This window comes from Staphylococcus lugdunensis, assembly GCF_001558775.1.
GTDB classification, from domain to species: Bacteria; Bacillota; Bacilli; order Staphylococcales; family Staphylococcaceae; genus Staphylococcus; species Staphylococcus lugdunensis.
In genome coordinates this window covers 2,240,516-2,256,401 of the sequence record NZ_CP014022.1, presented here as the reverse complement: position 1 = coordinate 2,256,401, position 15,886 = coordinate 2,240,516, and the positions used below count along the sequence as shown (strand labels likewise).

At 31.7% G+C, this 15,886-nt stretch carries 22 protein-coding genes; 1 reads left to right on the top strand and 21 read right to left on the bottom strand.

Annotated elements, in window-relative coordinates; translation table 11 throughout:
• Positions 1-15 precede the first annotated feature (15 nt).
• The 6 genes from lugR to AL499_RS10565 form a co-directional block, all read right to left on the bottom strand.
• Complete coding sequence (gene lugR / locus AL499_RS10590) at positions 16-606, bottom strand: lugdunin biosynthesis transcriptional regulator LugR (protein ID WP_002460032.1); 591 nt, start codon at positions 604-606, stop codon at positions 16-18.
• A gap of 227 nt (positions 607-833) precedes the next feature.
• Positions 834-2,375, bottom strand: a complete 1,542-nt coding sequence (locus AL499_RS10585; RefSeq protein ID WP_002460033.1) for a hypothetical protein — start codon at positions 2,373-2,375, stop codon at positions 834-836.
• Entirely contained in the window at positions 2,368-3,081 is a 714-nt protein-coding gene (locus tag AL499_RS10580) for an ABC transporter ATP-binding protein (RefSeq protein WP_002460034.1), read from the bottom strand. Before AL499_RS10580 ends, AL499_RS10585 begins: the two co-directional genes overlap by 8 nt.
• Before the next feature lie 12 nt (positions 3,082-3,093).
• Positions 3,094-3,858, bottom strand: a complete 765-nt coding sequence (locus AL499_RS10575; RefSeq protein ID WP_002492235.1) for an ABC transporter permease — start codon at positions 3,856-3,858, stop codon at positions 3,094-3,096.
• Entirely contained in the window at positions 3,855-4,745 is an 891-nt protein-coding gene (locus AL499_RS10570; protein WP_002460037.1) for an ABC transporter ATP-binding protein, read from the bottom strand. Before AL499_RS10570 ends, AL499_RS10575 begins: the two co-directional genes overlap by 4 nt.
• Entirely contained in the window at positions 4,732-4,971 is a 240-nt protein-coding gene (locus AL499_RS10565) for a PLD nuclease N-terminal domain-containing protein (protein WP_002460038.1), read from the bottom strand. The genes AL499_RS10570 and AL499_RS10565 overlap by 14 nt, the downstream gene beginning before the upstream one ends.
• Before the next feature lie 90 nt (positions 4,972-5,061).
• Between AL499_RS10565 and AL499_RS10560 the strand changes: the two genes are divergently transcribed.
• Positions 5,062-5,571: a transcriptional regulator gene (locus tag AL499_RS10560; protein WP_002460039.1), complete on the top strand. Its 510-nt coding sequence runs from the start codon at positions 5,062-5,064 to the stop codon at positions 5,569-5,571.
• A 380-nt stretch (positions 5,572-5,951) separates the two neighbouring features.
• On the opposite strand, the gene rpsI is transcribed toward AL499_RS10560, so the two are convergent.
• The 15 genes from rpsI to rplO form a co-directional block, all read right to left on the bottom strand.
• Positions 5,952-6,344, bottom strand: a complete 393-nt coding sequence (gene rpsI / locus AL499_RS10555) for a 30S ribosomal protein S9 (RefSeq protein WP_002460040.1) — start codon at positions 6,342-6,344, stop codon at positions 5,952-5,954.
• 19 nt (positions 6,345-6,363) lie between these two features.
• Entirely contained in the window at positions 6,364-6,801 is a 438-nt protein-coding gene (gene rplM, locus AL499_RS10550) for a 50S ribosomal protein L13 (protein ID WP_002460041.1), read from the bottom strand.
• Between the two features lie 265 nt (positions 6,802-7,066).
• Positions 7,067-7,870 carry a tRNA pseudouridine(38-40) synthase TruA gene (gene truA, locus AL499_RS10545; RefSeq protein WP_002492214.1) on the bottom strand — a complete coding sequence of 268 codons (804 nt, stop codon included), beginning with the start codon at positions 7,868-7,870 and terminating at the stop codon, positions 7,067-7,069.
• 4 nt (positions 7,871-7,874) lie between these two features.
• Positions 7,875-8,681, bottom strand: coding sequence for an energy-coupling factor transporter transmembrane component T family protein (locus AL499_RS10540; protein ID WP_002492266.1), 807 nt, complete (start codon positions 8,679-8,681; stop codon positions 7,875-7,877).
• Entirely contained in the window at positions 8,678-9,535 is an 858-nt protein-coding gene (locus AL499_RS10535; protein WP_002492276.1) for an energy-coupling factor transporter ATPase, read from the bottom strand. Before AL499_RS10535 ends, AL499_RS10540 begins: the two co-directional genes overlap by 4 nt.
• A complete protein-coding gene (locus AL499_RS10530) occupies positions 9,532-10,341 on the bottom strand; it encodes an energy-coupling factor transporter ATPase (protein WP_002492265.1) in 810 nt (269 codons plus the stop codon). The genes AL499_RS10535 and AL499_RS10530 overlap by 4 nt, the downstream gene beginning before the upstream one ends.
• Before the next feature lie 357 nt (positions 10,342-10,698).
• Complete coding sequence (gene rplQ, locus AL499_RS10525; protein ID WP_002460046.1) at positions 10,699-11,067, bottom strand: 50S ribosomal protein L17; 369 nt, start codon at positions 11,065-11,067, stop codon at positions 10,699-10,701.
• Between the two features lie 16 nt (positions 11,068-11,083).
• Positions 11,084-12,028 carry a DNA-directed RNA polymerase subunit alpha gene (locus tag AL499_RS10520; RefSeq protein WP_002460048.1) on the bottom strand — a complete coding sequence of 315 codons (945 nt, stop codon included), beginning with the start codon at positions 12,026-12,028 and terminating at the stop codon, positions 11,084-11,086.
• 87 nt (positions 12,029-12,115) lie between these two features.
• Complete coding sequence (gene rpsK / locus AL499_RS10515) at positions 12,116-12,505, bottom strand: 30S ribosomal protein S11 (protein WP_000101625.1); 390 nt, start codon at positions 12,503-12,505, stop codon at positions 12,116-12,118.
• A 22-nt stretch (positions 12,506-12,527) separates the two neighbouring features.
• Positions 12,528-12,893, bottom strand: coding sequence for a 30S ribosomal protein S13 (gene rpsM / locus AL499_RS10510; protein ID WP_002460049.1), 366 nt, complete (start codon positions 12,891-12,893; stop codon positions 12,528-12,530).
• A 23-nt stretch (positions 12,894-12,916) separates the two neighbouring features.
• Positions 12,917-13,030, bottom strand: coding sequence for a 50S ribosomal protein L36 (gene rpmJ, locus AL499_RS10505; RefSeq protein ID WP_001829709.1), 114 nt, complete (start codon positions 13,028-13,030; stop codon positions 12,917-12,919).
• Positions 13,031-13,061: 31 nt separating this feature from the next.
• A complete protein-coding gene (gene infA, locus AL499_RS10500) occupies positions 13,062-13,280 on the bottom strand; it encodes a translation initiation factor IF-1 (protein ID WP_001829792.1) in 219 nt (72 codons plus the stop codon).
• A gap of 193 nt (positions 13,281-13,473) precedes the next feature.
• On the bottom strand, positions 13,474-14,124 hold the full coding sequence (locus AL499_RS10495) for an adenylate kinase (RefSeq protein ID WP_002492253.1): 651 nt from the start codon (positions 14,122-14,124) through the stop codon (positions 13,474-13,476).
• Positions 14,125-14,141: 17 nt separating this feature from the next.
• Positions 14,142-15,434 carry a preprotein translocase subunit SecY gene (gene secY / locus AL499_RS10490; protein ID WP_002460051.1) on the bottom strand — a complete coding sequence of 431 codons (1,293 nt, stop codon included), beginning with the start codon at positions 15,432-15,434 and terminating at the stop codon, positions 14,142-14,144.
• Complete coding sequence (rplO, locus tag AL499_RS10485; RefSeq protein WP_002460052.1) at positions 15,434-15,874, bottom strand: 50S ribosomal protein L15; 441 nt, start codon at positions 15,872-15,874, stop codon at positions 15,434-15,436. Before rplO ends, secY begins: the two co-directional genes overlap by 1 nt.
• Positions 15,875-15,886 lie beyond the last annotated feature (12 nt).

Sequence of the window (15,886 nt, the reverse complement as noted above, 5' to 3'; positions counted from 1 at the left end):
TCCTTTAACTAAAACTTATTCAAAAATCCTATCAACGGTTATGTCAATTAAAAACTCGATTGTTCCATTTTCATTATATATATCTAACTCTTCTTTTGATAAAGGAGTAAAGATATATCCTAAGGCAGAAATTCCTAAATTTTCATCAACTTTATATTTCAAATTTGATTTCCTAATTTCATTACGAAGATCATAGTGTACATTTTCCATTAATTTTTTTTGTTTTTTTACATCTAGTTTATTTAAAAATTTGATAAAATCCTGTTGTGATGTCTCATTTAAAAAATCTAATTTTGTATATTCCTGATATAACAGTTTCAAAAAATTAGCAAAATCATATTTAGTCATACATTTTTTTAAACCGTCCTCTGTAATTTTCACTAACTTATTGTGTGCACTTATGATGACTTCATAAAATAATGCCTCCTTCGAATCAAAAAAATTATAAAAAGAACCTTTTGATATTCCAGAAATTTGGCACAAGTCATTAATATTTGTTTTTTTATAACCGTATTTTGACCAATGCTTTTCACAATTTTCTAATAAATTTTTCTTAATATTTTCTTTTTCAATCTTAGAGAATGCCATATTAATACCCCTATTCATTTATGACCAAATAAATTTTTCTAGTCACTTTTATCTTAATCTATTTAATTAATATGTCAACTATATTAAGCAAATATTTTTTAAAATATTGATTTTTTCTTTATTGTGTCTATTACATCTCTAAAGATAAAGAATAAAATATTTTGTCAACTAATCTTCTAATAATAAGAATATTCTATTGTGGATTTTATACTACATTTACATTGTATTTCTTATTACATTCTTTATTATTTTAAAATTAAACTATCTGCTGTAATTTTTTTAAACATAATTATAATCACTGCCATTTCTATAAAAATTATCAATAAAATCAGCAATGAGTTATTTATTAGAACAAATGCAATAACTATCGGAATAATTATCATACTTATTATTGCAGTTACAATAGTTCCTTTACTTTGTTTAACAACTTCCATTTCAGAACTCCAGTTATAGGATGGGAACCGTAAATTTACTAAAAACCCAATAATACTTATCAAAGTGAGGGTAGATACTAACAACGTACTGATTATAATTAAATAAAATACACCTGCATGAAATACTGTATAGAACACAATAGAAGTTAAAACAATACCTGGTAAAAATATAAGTATATTAACTAATATTTTTCCAATCGCTATTTTCTTAATATTAATAGGAGCCACTAACATAATCCAAATACTCTTTCCTTCAAAAGAAATGCTACAAGAAGTTGTAGTAGTAAGAATTACAAAAGTAAAGACAATAAGTACATATATTTGCTGAGAACTAATAGTAAATCCTAGTAAATCATAAGAAATTGAATCAATACTGGGTATTATTCCAATTAGAATACTTATATTTAATATAACAATAACTACTGGAGTTATGATTGTATTACTAACATAAGTTAAAGAGGAAAAATATAATTTAAATTCCTTTATTATTAAACTGAATACTGGTGAATTTATTTTAAATACCGTATTCCCATTTCTTTTTTTCTTTCGCTTATTTGTTTGATTTCTAAGGGAATCATGAAAATTAATCAGCATATAAATAACTATGAACGTTGTAATAAAGGTAATAACAATTAACAAAAACATATTAAATAAAAAAGGAGAGCTAGTCATCTTGTTAAGCGGGTACCGTAAAATAGATGTATTTATAAACCATTCTTTATAACCAACCATTTCAGAGTTAAAGATAAAATAAATTAACGGAGCTATAAATGCGAATAATGTAAAAATTGACTCTGTTATATTATTACGTAACTTGATAAATATTAGTATATTTCTTACTAATATGGAAATGATAAAAGGTATATTTGTAGCTAGAAGAGGAACAATAAAACTTAATAAAATAATCATAAGAATTACTGACAATAAATGAGATAACAAAGGGATTACGAAGACAACACTTAGAATAAAAATGGTAAAAGTCAAAGTAATATGAATCAAATATTTACTTAATAAATAAAACAGTTTTGCTTGCCAGTTTTTTATTGGCAGACTATAAATAAATTCACCATCCTTCCCTTCTATGACATTATCGAATCCGCTAAGTATATTCCATATACCAAATAGCCAAAATAAAATGGATGTTAATAATACAAAAAATTCATGGATATTATTATTTAAACTTAAATCTATTGCAATGAAAACTATATATCCTAAAAACATTATAAATGCTGTAATATATCCTGTGATAGTGTAAATAGAATGCTTTCTTACTTCTTTATTATTGCTTTTCAAATTAGATAATTGCGTTTGATTTTTTAATCGAAATAAAAATAACAATTTAAGATTATTCATCAGAAGTCACATCCTTAAATATTTCATTTAATGGTGCTTTTTTAAGAATACTTTCCATTGTATCATTTACTACAGCTTTACCATGATCTAAAATAACAAGTTTATTACATAATTTTTCAGCAACTTCAAGTACGTGTGTAGAGTATAAAATGATTGCTCCTTCACTGGCTCGTCTTCTAATTTCATTCACTAAAAAATCAATAGCATTTGGATCCAAGCCAACAAATGGTTCATCCAAAATAATTAATTTAGGATCATGCATTAATAATGAAATAAGCACTAACCTCTGCTTCATTCCATGAGAATAACTAGAAACCAAATCATAAATGGCACTTTCAAATTTTAATTCTTTTATTAGGTAACTTAATTTCTCTTCAAGTTCTATGTTCTCCATTTTATAAAGCGCCGCTATTAGTTCAATATATGCTTTCCCCGTCATATTATTGTACAAATCAGGCGTATCTGGTGAATAACCAATGAAAGATTTATAATACTCTGGATTATCTTTTAGATTTATATTGAACAATTTCACTTCTCCATGATCAAATGTATGTATTCCAACAATTGATTTAATCGTTGTCGTTTTCCCAGCACCATTTGCTCCAATAAAAGCACATATATCACCTTCATATAATTCTAATGATAAATTCTTAACACCTTTATCAGAACCTTTATACGTTTTACTTAAATTTTGAATGGATAACATTTCTATACCTCCTTAGAATTTCTTGATAATGACTTTAGATGCATATACTATGGCAACAATATAAATAACAGGTGCGATTATCAATAAGAGATTAGAATTTATATTTTGAAATTGGCTTTCAGCTAATGTAAGTGCACCACTTGGTAAAAATAAAGCAAATGTTTTATTAATATTGCCCAATAATATAAATACCATTGATATTACGATAGTTATCACACCTATAAAAATAGAGCTTTTTATAAAAGTACTTAATAATATCGTTACGCTGACAATAAAAAGAATCCACAAACTATAAAATAAGAGAAAAAATAAAAAATTAATAAATGGATAATAATCAAAAAGATAAATAGTATAACAATATGAAACACCAGCACCAATCAAGATACATATCATACTAATAATCCAGTTTCCAAAAAGCTTCGAAATAATATATTGCATACTAGATACTGGCCTTGTAAATATAAACCCCAGAACTCCACTCTTCTTTTCATCAGCTATCATACCCATAAAGCTGATGACCAATACAATCAAACCCATCTGATTAAATTGGCCAGTAAACGTTGCCAACAAAACTTCATTAGCCTGAGGCTTAGGTGCATTAGGGTCCATAATAATCCCATCAACCCCTCCAAAATTTTTAATAATCACTTCCATGTAATTATCAATTAAAGGTTGCGTCAATCCAAGAATAGAAAAGAATATTGCTAACCATATAAATTTAATGTTCCTTACTGCTTCTAATAATTCCACTTTTCCTAAAATTAATATATTTCTCATATATCAGACACCAACTCTAAAAATATTTTCTCTAAATCTTTCTTTTCATATGCAATTGAATTCACTTTAATATTAATTTTGTCCAGTTCTTCAATTAACTTAGATATTTCAATTGGCTTTCGACTGGTTACAATATATTCTCCTGCTTTTACTTTTTGTAAATCATATAAGTCGGTTAATTGAATATCCGGATCATAAGAATCTTTTAAAGAAATTTTTAAATATATACTTTTGTAATTCACAGTCTCATCTTCATTGGTTATATTTCCGATGATTTCTCCATCTTTTATAATAATATATCGATCACAAAATTCACTTGCATCATCAAGAATATGTGTGGATATAAGAACTGTTGTGTATTTTTTCAATTTTTTTATTAGGTTTTTGATTTCATTCCTGCCAACTGGATCAAGAGCTGATACTGGTTCATCTAAGACCAAAAACTTTGGACGATGTAAAATAGCCTGTGCTATGCCTAATCTCTGTTTCATCCCTCCTGATAATTCTTCTACCTTATATTTATTTTTATTCTGAAGACCTACATCTTTTAGTATTTCATTAATATTCTGAGCAATATACGTTTTATTTAAACCTGATAAACCACCAAAAAATCTTAACGACTCTTCACAAGTCATCCACTGCTTAAAATCTGTGTGCTGTGATAAGTAACCAATATCATTTTTAAAATTCAAAATATTTTTTCCATTAAATTTAATTTCCCCTTTTTCATAATTAATAATTCCAGTAATACATTTAATCAATGTTGTTTTCCCAGCACCATTAGGACCTAATAATCCAATACACTCTCCCTCTGAAATATTAAAAGAAATATTTTTCAGTATTTTTCTTCCTCTAAACATTTTATTCACATGCTTAATCTCGATCAATTTTTATTAGCCTCCTTCCAATAATCAAATAAAGAATAGGTCCAATAGTATTAAACAACAAAATTGCGATTGCCCAAGCAATAGGATAATTAACAATTTTTCTTCGTCTATATAAATCGATTAGGGCAATTATTAAAAGTACTACATGTAAAACCAATATTGGTATTAATATTGGCATAATAGTCCCCCAGTCTATTTCTTTTAAGACGTTAATATCAGTATTCATTTTCACCCTCCATTATCATTATTGATAATGATAATGTTACTGTACATTTATTTAAAAATCAATTATTATGTATAAAGTGAGGTGTTATGTATGGAATTCAGTTTATTTAAAAATCAAACACGTTTTAAAATCGCATTAACATTAATCGATAAACCAGAAGGACTTTCTATTATGCAACTCAATGAATTATTAGAAGATGTGCCTCAAGCAACACTGTATAGACATGTAAATGCTATGTTTGAAGAACAATTATTAAAAATTGTAAAGACCAAAAAATTACGTTCTAGTGAAGAAAACTATTATGCAATAAACTCTAAAGGCTATAAAATTGATGAAACAGAGTGGACTCAAGCGAATTACAGTAAAAAAATAGACTTTGTTACTTATTATTTTATGTATGTATTACAATCTTATCAAAATTATCATAAAACAATTAATAAGGATGATAAAGCTACCTTTTCTATTTCAAAACTAAATTTAGAAGACAGTGAATTTGAAAATTTCCAGTCCGATCTTAACTGTTTAATTAATAAATATTACAATGAAAAACAAAATACGAATAACAAAGAGCGAACCATTTCACTTGTTATTATTCCATAACCAATTTTGATTCACTTTACTAGCAAAAGTTAAAACTATTAATACTGTGGTTCATATGATTATTTCTTATGACTATATTGCCAAAATCAACATCGGCCACATTGACTGTAATAATATAATTTGATTTTCCTACTTTTGTAATAGGTATACGAACACATCATATATCTCTCTTTAAAAGACTGTTAGATGGAGTTTTAAAACGTCAAACAGTAGTTCCTCCAGAAATCTTTTTCGTAATAGTATAGTGTAATATGTTTTATATATACCTCTCAAGTTAATCCTAGAAAGATTGGTTAAATATCAAGACACAATATACTGAATTTTTCCACAAAAAACACCTCGACATAATATCGAGGTGTTTTGTATATTTCTTCCAACAATTAACGTTTTGAGAATTGTGGAGAACGACGTGCTTTTTTAAGACCTGGTTTTTTACGTTCTTTCATACGTGGATCACGTGTTAATAATCCAGCACGTTTTAAAGAACCTCTGTATTCAGGATCTGCTTCTAATAACGCACGTGCAATACCGTGACGAATTGCTTGAGCTTGTCCAGTGAAGCCACCACCATGTACATTAACTAAAACATCGTAGTTACCTTTAGTTTCTGTTACATCAAATGGTTGGTTTAAGTCTAAAATCAATGATTCGAATGGTAAGTAGTCACGCACATCACGATCGTTAACTTTAATGTTACCTTCGCCTGGTACTAAACGTACACGTGCTACTGAGTTTTTACGACGGCCTGTACCTCTATATTCAACTTGTGCCAATGTAATTTCCTCCTTCTAATTAACCACGTAACTCGTAGTTTTCTGGTTGTTGTGCAGCGTGTGGATGTTCAGCGCCACCATATACAAATAATTTTTTACCTTGTTTTTCGCCTAAACGTGAACTTGGTAACATACCTTTGATAGAATTTTCAAGTAAGCGTTCTGGATTATTACGTTTCAATTCTCCAGCAGTAACAGCTTTTAGTCCGCCTGGATGATTTGAGTGACGGTAATAAATTTTATCTTGTTCTTTGTTACCAGTTAATTCGATTTTTGAAGCGTTAATGATGATCACGAAATCACCAGTATCAACGTGTGGTGTGTAAGTTGGTTTATTTTTACCGCGTAAGATAGATGCAACTTCTGATGATAAACGACCTAATGTTTGGCCTTCAGCATCAATTACATACCATTTGCGCTCAATGTTTGATTCATTTGCCATAAATGTTTGACGCATAATAATTGTCCTCCTAAAAATAAATGCTGTGTCTAGATTGTAATCCTGTCTTCACATTCGAACCTATGAGATAAATCACAATCTGCTTTCGATACTTAAATACTGTTACGATTTAAAAGCGTTAGTTTCATTTATTTTGTTAACTGTTCTTCTGCTTTGCTTATATATCTTGTAACACAATAAGTTTCCGGGGCTTATCATGGGGTGGATATAAAACAATACCGTTAATAATCTTATAATTTTATAAGTGTTTTGTCAATCTAATTTAGTCGTTTTGTAAAGATTTTTTACGATAAATTTTGATGTTTTGTCCAAAGTCATTAATTAGATCTTCAGGTGCTAAGTAGATTTTTTCAAGATAAAGGCCTTCTGCTGGTGCGGTAAATGGAACATTATCTCGATTTTTTTGTTCCAATAATGCTGTGACTTCTTCCGGGAAACGGTTCCCCTTTCCTACTTCAATGAGAAAAGCCATTAATACGCGGACCATATTATATAGAAACCCTGATCCTGTAACAATATAATCAAAACCATATGTCGTCATTTCAATTTCACTTTGATATAACGTTCTAACTTTACTTTCTACTTCTGTTTTTTGCGAACAAAATCCTGTAAAATCATGTGTCCCAATAAATTTTTGAGCAGCTTCATTCATACGTTCAATATTTAATTGTTGTGGTACATAAGTCTTCAATCCACTTTCAAATGGATTCTTATGTTCAGCTTGATACACTTTATATCGATAGCGTTTGCCAACACAATCATATCTACAATGAAAATCCGAATCTACCTGTTTAACTTCTTTGACATAAATATCATCAGGCAAAGCACTGTTCATTGCATATTGCCATTGACTATCAGCAATCTTTAATTCGGTATCAAAATGGAAAAATTGTTCAAGCGCATGGACACCTCGATCGGTACGACTTGATGGATGTATACGAACATCATGTCGATGCATTCGTTTTAGTATCTTTTCAAATTGTTGCTGAACCGTACGACCTTGATTTTGAATTTGAAATCCTAAAAAATTGCTTCCTTGATAGCATATATTGACTAAAATACGCAACGCATTACACTCCTATCAATTTTAATACAAACATTAAACCTGCGATTGGAATCATTGCTAAAATTACAATTGTATCTTTTATCTGCCATTGTAACGTACGATAGCTAGTACGTTGAACATTTGCATCATATCCTCGCACTTCCATAGCTATAGCCAAGTCTTCTGCACGTTGAAATGCAGAAACAAATAATGGAACCATCAAAGGGACAAAGGCTTTTATACGTGCAAATATCCCTCCCGAGCTTATTTCAGATCCTCTTGATTTTTGTGCTAATATAATTTTATCTAATTCATCCATTAGTGTTGGAATAAAACGTAAAGCAATAGACATTATCATACTGAGTTGATGTACGGGTACCTTAATCCATTTCAGCGGAAACATCAATTTTTCAAAGGCATCTGTTAAATCAATCGGACTTGTAGATAAGGTCATAATTGTTGCTATCATTACAATAAGAATTAATCTTAGAGAAATAAAAATCCCTTCCAAAACACCCGCACTTTCAATAGTAAACGCACCTATTTGAATCAGTACAAAGCCACCTTTGGTAAACAGTATATGCATCACAAAAGTAAAAATCAGAAAGACAAATATGGGTGTCAGTCCTTTTAATAAAAACCAAAGTTTTATTTTTGCACATATCATAATAGCTAAAATAATAAGTAACAACCATGCAAACGTAGTAAACGAGTGAGCAAAGAATATCGTAATAATAAATAAAAAGACAAAGATTAATTTAGCTCGTGGATCTAATTCGTGTATCAATGATTGTGTAGGTAGATAGCGACCAATAATCAATTTATTTTTCATTTTTGCCGCCACTCCTTATACATTTGAACGAATTCCTCATTTGTAAGTGCCAAATGTGGAAACTTTATTTGATGTTTATGCTCAATATCTTTTTGTAGTTTAACAATATCGGGTAAGGCAATATGCCAATTTGTTATATACTTATCTTTAGCAAACAAATCACGCGGTGTACACACATCAACGATTTGTCCTTCTTTCATAATTACAGTTTGATCTGCATAGCACGCAACATCATTCATATCATGCGTCACCAAAATGATAGTCTTATTATCTTCAAGTTGAAACTTTTTAAGTAGTGTCATAATTTGAAATCTACTTTGAGGATCCAATCCTGCAGTAGGTTCATCTAAAATAATCACATCGGGATTCATTGCTAAAATAGATACGATGGCAATCTTACGCATTTGTCCTCCTGACATTTGGAAGGGGGATAAAGACATAATGTTTCTTGGAAAACCTAATTGCATTAATAAATCAAAGGCATCACTTTTAACTTGTTCTATATCCATACCAAAATTTTTCGGACCAAAGATAATTTCACGTTCCACTGTATCTTCAAATAATTGTGTTTCTGGAATTTGGAAAACCATACCGACTGTTTTACGAATAGTTCTTATATGTTTATCTTTGGTTTTATGATGAATCGTAATATCACCAACAGAAAGGCTTCCTGTTGTAGGTTTGATAAGACCATTTATATGTTGAATAAGTGTTGACTTACCGCTACCCGTTTGTCCTATGAGTGCATAATAGACACCTTGTTCTAAAGCCAAATGAATGTGACTCACTGCTTCTTTTTCATAGGGTGTCCCCTTTTGATAAATATATGTGACATCATTAAAGGTAATACTCATAGTTTGTCCACTAACCCTTCATAAGTAATATAACGATTACTAACTTCTAATTGTTGTGCAATTTTCATTACAAATGGTAAGTCTAAACCAATATCTAATAAACCGTGTTGTGACGAAAAAATGGTCTCAGGTATTCCAGCCTGGTAAACCGTTCCTTTATTCATCACAATCACATAGTCACTATCCATTGCTTCAGTCAAATCATGTGTAATAGAAATAATTGTAATATTTTTTTCTTGTTGGACACGTTTCACTAACTCAAATAAATCTTCTCGTGCTTTAGGATCTAACATAGAATCAGCCTCATCTAAAATAATCACTGAAGGCCCTAATGCTAGTACACCAGCGATAGCGACGCGTTGTTTTTGACCACCAGATAATGATTGTGGCTCACTATCTGCATAATCTAACATATTAACATCAGAAAGCACCTGTTTAACTATGCGATGCATATTATCATGAGGTACTGAATGATTTTCTAAGCCAAAAGCAACATCGTATTTGACAATTGACCCAACAAATTGGTTTTCTGGGTTTTGCAATACGATACCAATATGTTTACGAATATCTTGTAAATTTTGTGCATTGATAAGGTGATTATTATAAAAAATTTGTCCTTCATTTGCTTGCTCGATACCTACCATCAATTTTGCAAGCGTTGATTTCCCTGAACCATTATGACCGACAATTGTCGTCCATTTACCTTTTGGTATATTAAAAGAAACATGATCTAAAGTAAATGCAGTATCGCTTTGATATTGAAATGACACATCTTTAAATTTAATTATATTTTCTTCCATAGCCATTGTCAGTCATCCTTATCAAAATTTATGTATTCTATCATATTTTACATGAAATCATATCATCTGTATATTGTCCACATTTTATCAAATATACTGTCTATTTTCTATGCACGTTACTACACAACATCCACTTCAAATAGGATACAAATTAAAAAGCCATAGTCAATTAAACTACAGCTAAATGAAAAAAGCGCGCACCCCATCATGTTTATTGAGTTCACGCTTTAAATGATTATTAAGTTGATGGGGTACTCTGAGCTAGACAATATTTGTATGTGGCAAACATTATCGTTGCACTCATTTGCTTTATATATAAGTTCTAAGTGTATTTATTCAGTGATATATTGTGACATTTCACAATTATACTAATTCAATAATTACTGATTCAGCACCGTCTCCACGACGAGGGCCTACTTTAAGGATACGAGTGTAACCACCTTGACGTTCTGTATAACGGTCTGCGATTTCACCAAATAGTTTTTGAAGTGCAGTTTGTGTTGTCTCATCTTCATTTAAGATGTCAACATTACGTAATGTTTTAGCTGCATTACGACGAGAAGCTAAATCGCCTTTTTTTCCTAAAGTGATTAATTTCTCAACAATACTACGAACTTCTTTTGCACGTGCTTCTGTTGTTTCGATACGTTCACTTACAATAAGTGACGTTGCTAAATCACGTAACATTGCTTTACGTTGGTCAGAAGTACGACCTAATTTTCTGTAACCCATGAGTTAACCTCCTTTATCAATCTTCTTTTCTTAAACCTAAACCTAAATCTTCTAATTTGTATTTAACTTCTTCAAGAGATTTACGACCTAAATTACGCACTTTCATCATATCAGCTTCTGATTTATCAGCTAACTCTTGTACAGAATTGATTCCTGCGCGTTTTAAACAGTTATATGAACGTACAGATAAGTCTAATTCTTCAATAGACATTTCTAATACTTTTTCTTTTTGGTCTTCTTCTTTTTCGATCATAATTTCAGCATTTTGAGCTTCATCAGTAAGACCTACAAAGATATTTAAGTGCTCAGTCATTATTTTAGCAGCTAATGATACTGATTCTTGTGGCGTGATTGAACCATTTGTCCAAACATCCAATGTTAATTTATCAAAATCACTACTTTGACCTACACGTGTATTTTCAACTGTATAGTTTACACGTTCTACAGGTGAATAAAGTGAATCAACAGGAATTACTCCAATTGGTAAATCACTAGTGTTGTTTTGTTCTGCTAATGCGTAACCTCTACCCTTATTAGCAACAAGACGAATTTTAAGATGTCCACCTTTAGACACGGTTGCGATTTTAAGCTCTGGGTTTAAAATCTCAACATCACTATCATGTGTGATATCACTTGCAGTTACTTCGCCTTCATCTCGTACATCAATTTCTAACGTTTTATCCTCTTCAGAATAGATTTTTAATGCTAGTTTTTTGATGTTCATGATAATTGTAGATACATCTTCCACTACATTATCTATTGCTGAAAACTCGTGTAATACGCCTTCAATCTCGATGTATTTAACGGCTGCACCTGGTAATGAAGATAGTAGGATACGACGTAAGGAGTTTCCTAGTGTAGTACCGTAGCCACGTTCTAGTGGTTCAACAACGAACTTACCGAATTTAGCATCATCACTAATTTCAATTGTCTCAATTCTAGGTTTTTCGATTTCTATCATTTACAAATATCCTCCTTAAATACGTCGACTTTAATTTCAAACTGTTTTGCTAAGTGATCAGTGACCTGTAACAATAACAATCAAGAATTAGACGCGACGACGTTTTGGTGGACGACAACCATTATGTGGTACTGGAGTAACGTCTCTGATTGCTGTTACTTCTAAACCAGCAGATTGTAATGCACGGATAGCTGATTCACGACCTGGGCCAGGACCTTTAACTGTTACTTCTACAGTTTTTAAACCGTGTTCCATTGCAGATTTTGATGCAGTTTCTGAAGCCATTTGTGCTGCAAAAGGTGTAGATTTTTTAGAACCTTTAAAACCTAATGCACCAGCTGATGACCATGATAATGCATTACCAAATTCATCTGTGATAGTTACAATAGTATTGTTGAATGTTGAACGGATATGCGCAACACCGTTTTCAATATTCTTTTTAACTCTACGTTTACGAGATACTTGTTTACGTGCCATTTATTTTTGCCTCCTTTACCTATTATTTTTTCTTGTTAGCTACAGTTTTCACTGGGCCTTTACGCGTACGAGCGTTATTTTTAGTTTTTTGACCGCGAACTGGTAATCCACGACGGTGACGGATACCACGGTATGATGAAATTTCCATTAAACGTTTAATGTTTAAATTTTGTTCACGACGTAGGTCACCTTCAACTTTAAAGCTATCAACAACCTCACGGATACGACCTAATTCATCATCTGTTAAATCTTTTACACGTGTATCAGCTGAAACATTTGCTTGTTCAACAATTTTTTGAGCTGTTGATGTACCGATACCGTATATATAAGTTAAAGAAATTACAACGCGTTTTTCACGTGGAATATCTACTCCTGCAATACGTGCCATATAAATTTACACCTCTCTTTTAATTAACCTTGTCTTTGTTTGTGCTTAGGATTATCACAAATTACCATAACTTTACCTTTACGTTTAATGACTTTACATTTTTCGCAAATTGGTTTTACTGATGGTCTTACTTTCATTTTTATACCTCCCTATATTATGGAGTGACGATTATTTATAACGATACGTAATTCTACCGCGTGACAAATCATACGGAGACATTTCTACTGTTACTTTGTCGCCAGGAAGAATTCGAATATAATTCATTCTGATTTTACCACTTACATGTGCTAAAATCTCATGACCATTTTCTAATTCTACTTTAAACATAGCATTTGGTAAAGTATCAAGTACTGTACCTTCTAATTCAATTACATCTTGTTTCGCCATTGATTACTTCCCCCTTTTTGCAATAGTAAGGTAATCGTCAATAGACAACTTTAACGATACGAATCTATTTCAGTGACTAGTTAGAATAACTTCAACAAAAGTGCGGGAATTATATCGTCTTATGTCACTCAACTTATTAATCATAGATTAAACCTAAATAAAATCACCATTTAATAGACCGTATAAAGTTGATCTATTTTAAATGATTTAAGATATCAATGACATCGCTGGTTACTTCGTCAATGTTTTTTGAACCATCAATGTTTTTCAAGACACCTTTTTTATCATAGTATTCTAAAATAGGTTTTGATTGTTTAACATTAACGCTCAAACGGTTGGATACTGTTTCTGGATTATCATCTTCTCGCTGATACAACTTTCCACCATCGATATCGCAAATACCTTCTACCTTTGGAGGATTAAAAACAAGATGATAAGTCGTACCACATGTTTCACATATACGTCGACCTGTTAAGCGATTCATTAGTTCTTCTTCTGGAACTTCTATATTGATAACCGCATCAATATCTCTGTCAAGCTCAGACATAATTTCATTTAATGCCTCAGCTTGATCGATTGTTCTAGGAAAGCCATCCAATAAAAAGCCTTTTTTTGCATCGTCTTCAGAAATTCTTTCTTTAACGATACCTACAGTAACTTCATCAGGGACTAATTCCCCACGATCCATGTATGATTTAGCTTCTTTGCCTAAATCAGTCTCATCTTTAATCGCTTTTCTGAACATGTCACCAGTAGATATATGTGATATTGGGAATTTCTTAACAATTTCACTCGCTTGAGTTCCTTTACCTGCGCCAGGTAGACCCATTAAAATGATATTCATAAATGCCCTCCTACAAGTTATCTACCACCAAAGCCTTTATATTCTTTTTGGCTTACTTGAGCTTCTAAAGATTTCATAGTTTCAATTGCTACACCAATAACGATAAGCAAGCTTGTACCACCAATTTGAATGGATTGTGGTAAGCTCATAAACTTAGTCGCTAAAATCGGTAAAATAGCAATAACTGCTAAGAAAATAGAACCTACAAAAGTTAAGCGATATAGCACTTTAGTAATATACTTTTTCGTTTGGTCGCCAGGACGAATACCTGGTACATAACTACCTTGTTTCTTCAAATTATCGGCCATTTTTTCAGGATTAACTTGAACAAATGCGTAAAAGTAAGTAAACGCAATAATTAACACAACATAAACAATCATACCATAAGTATTGGATGGGTTCGCAGTTTGAGATATAGTTTGAGCCCAATCTGCTTTAGGGAAGAACAACGTTAATGTTCTTGGCAATAAGAAGAACGCCATCGCAAAGATTACTGGTATAACCCCTGCTGAGTTAACTTTCAAAGGTAGATAAGTTGCTTGTGAACCTAATCGTTGAGCTGATTGTTTTTTCGCATATTGAATAGGTATCTTACGCTTCGCTTCAAGTACATAAATTGCACCGATTGTTAGCAAGATTAAACCTACTACTAAACCTATCACTTTTAACCATGCTAAAGTCGTATCATCGTTACCAACAAATGCTTGTTGCGCAAATTGGATGATAGATGATGGTAAAGTGGATAAGATACCCGCGAAGATAATGATTGAAATACCATTACCTACACCAAACTGTGTGATTTGGTCTCCAAGCCAAATTAAAAATGCTGTTCCTGTTGTTAAGACAATCGCAATTAACAAATAACTCATCACGGATTGATTAATAACCAATTTACCGCCTAGATAATTGTTAAATTGGAATGCCATACCTATTGACTGAACAAAAGCCAATATAATTGCAAAGTAACGTGTGACGTTACTTAATTTTCTTTTACCTACTTCACCTTGTTTCGCCCATTCAGAAAACTTAGGTACGATATCCATCTGTAATAGTTGCATTACGATAGATGCAGTGATGTATGGCATAATACCCATTGCAAAAATTGAAAAGTTCTTTAAGGCTCCGCCACCAAACGTATTTAGCAAAGCAGCAACACCTTGATCCGAACCTTGATGTGCAAAGGGTTCAGGATTTACTCCTGGAGCTGGGATATACGTCCCAATCTTAAAAATAATTAACATTGCTAGAGTGAAGAAAATCTTGTTACGAACTTCTTTAGTTGTAAAAAAGCTCACAAGCGTTTGAAACATTAGATCACCTCGTGTGCTCCACCTTTTGCATCAATAGCATCTGCTGCTGAAGCTGAAAATTTATGAGCTTTCACTGTTAATTTTTTCTCAAGTGAACCATTACCTAGTACTTTAATACCAGATTTTTCATTCTTCACAACACCAGTTTCAACTAATAAAGCTGGAGTTACTTCAGTACCATCTTCAAATTTATTAAGTTGGTCTAAGTTAACAATAGCATATTCCTTACGGTTAATGTTAGTAAAACCACGTTTAGGTAAACGACGGAATAAAGGCAATTGTCCACCTTCAAAACCTGGTCTTACGCCACCACCTGAACGTGCTTTTTGACCTTTTTGACCGCGACCACTTGTTTTACCGTTACCAGTTGCAGCACCACGTCCAACACGATTGCGTTCTTTACGTGATCCTTCAGCTGCTTTTAACTCATGTAATTTCATTCTCTCGGCACC

Coding starts and splice junctions, on each gene's coding strand:
- AL499_RS10575 (WP_002492235.1), bottom strand. CDS start 3,858: ATGAGAAATATATTAATTTTAGGAAAAGTGGAATTATTAGAAGCAGTA.
- AL499_RS10535 (WP_002492276.1), bottom strand. CDS start 9,535: ATGAGTATTACCTTTAATGATGTCACATATATTTATCAAAAGGGGACA.
- AL499_RS10530 (WP_002492265.1), bottom strand. CDS start 10,341: ATGGCTATGGAAGAAAATATAATTAAATTTAAAGATGTGTCATTTCAA.
- rplO (WP_002460052.1), bottom strand. CDS start 15,874: ATGAAATTACATGAGTTAAAAGCAGCTGAAGGATCACGTAAAGAACGC.
- rpsK (WP_000101625.1), bottom strand. CDS start 12,505: ATGGCACGTAAACAAGTATCTCGTAAACGTAGAGTTAAAAAGAATATT.
- infA (WP_001829792.1), bottom strand. CDS start 13,280: ATGGCGAAACAAGATGTAATTGAATTAGAAGGTACAGTACTTGATACT.
- AL499_RS10585 (WP_002460033.1), bottom strand. CDS start 2,375: ATGAATAATCTTAAATTGTTATTTTTATTTCGATTAAAAAATCAAACG.
- AL499_RS10540 (WP_002492266.1), bottom strand. CDS start 8,681: ATGAAAAATAAATTGATTATTGGTCGCTATCTACCTACACAATCATTG.
- secY (WP_002460051.1), bottom strand. CDS start 15,434: ATGTTTCAAACGCTTGTGAGCTTTTTTACAACTAAAGAAGTTCGTAAC.
- rplQ (WP_002460046.1), bottom strand. CDS start 11,067: ATGGGTTACAGAAAATTAGGTCGTACTTCTGACCAACGTAAAGCAATG.
- rpsM (WP_002460049.1), bottom strand. CDS start 12,893: ATGGCACGTATTGCAGGAGTAGATATTCCACGTGAAAAACGCGTTGTA.
- AL499_RS10580 (WP_002460034.1), bottom strand. CDS start 3,081: ATGTTATCCATTCAAAATTTAAGTAAAACGTATAAAGGTTCTGATAAA.
- lugR (WP_002460032.1), bottom strand. CDS start 606: ATGAATAGGGGTATTAATATGGCATTCTCTAAGATTGAAAAAGAAAAT.
- rpmJ (WP_001829709.1), bottom strand. CDS start 13,030: ATGAAAGTAAGACCATCAGTAAAACCAATTTGCGAAAAATGTAAAGTC.
- rplM (WP_002460041.1), bottom strand. CDS start 6,801: ATGCGTCAAACATTTATGGCAAATGAATCAAACATTGAGCGCAAATGG.
- AL499_RS10520 (WP_002460048.1), bottom strand. CDS start 12,028: ATGATAGAAATCGAAAAACCTAGAATTGAGACAATTGAAATTAGTGAT.
- AL499_RS10565 (WP_002460038.1), bottom strand. CDS start 4,971: ATGAATACTGATATTAACGTCTTAAAAGAAATAGACTGGGGGACTATT.
- AL499_RS10560 (WP_002460039.1), top strand. CDS start 5,062: ATGGAATTCAGTTTATTTAAAAATCAAACACGTTTTAAAATCGCATTA.
- AL499_RS10495 (WP_002492253.1), bottom strand. CDS start 14,124: ATGAATATCATTTTAATGGGTCTACCTGGCGCAGGTAAAGGAACTCAA.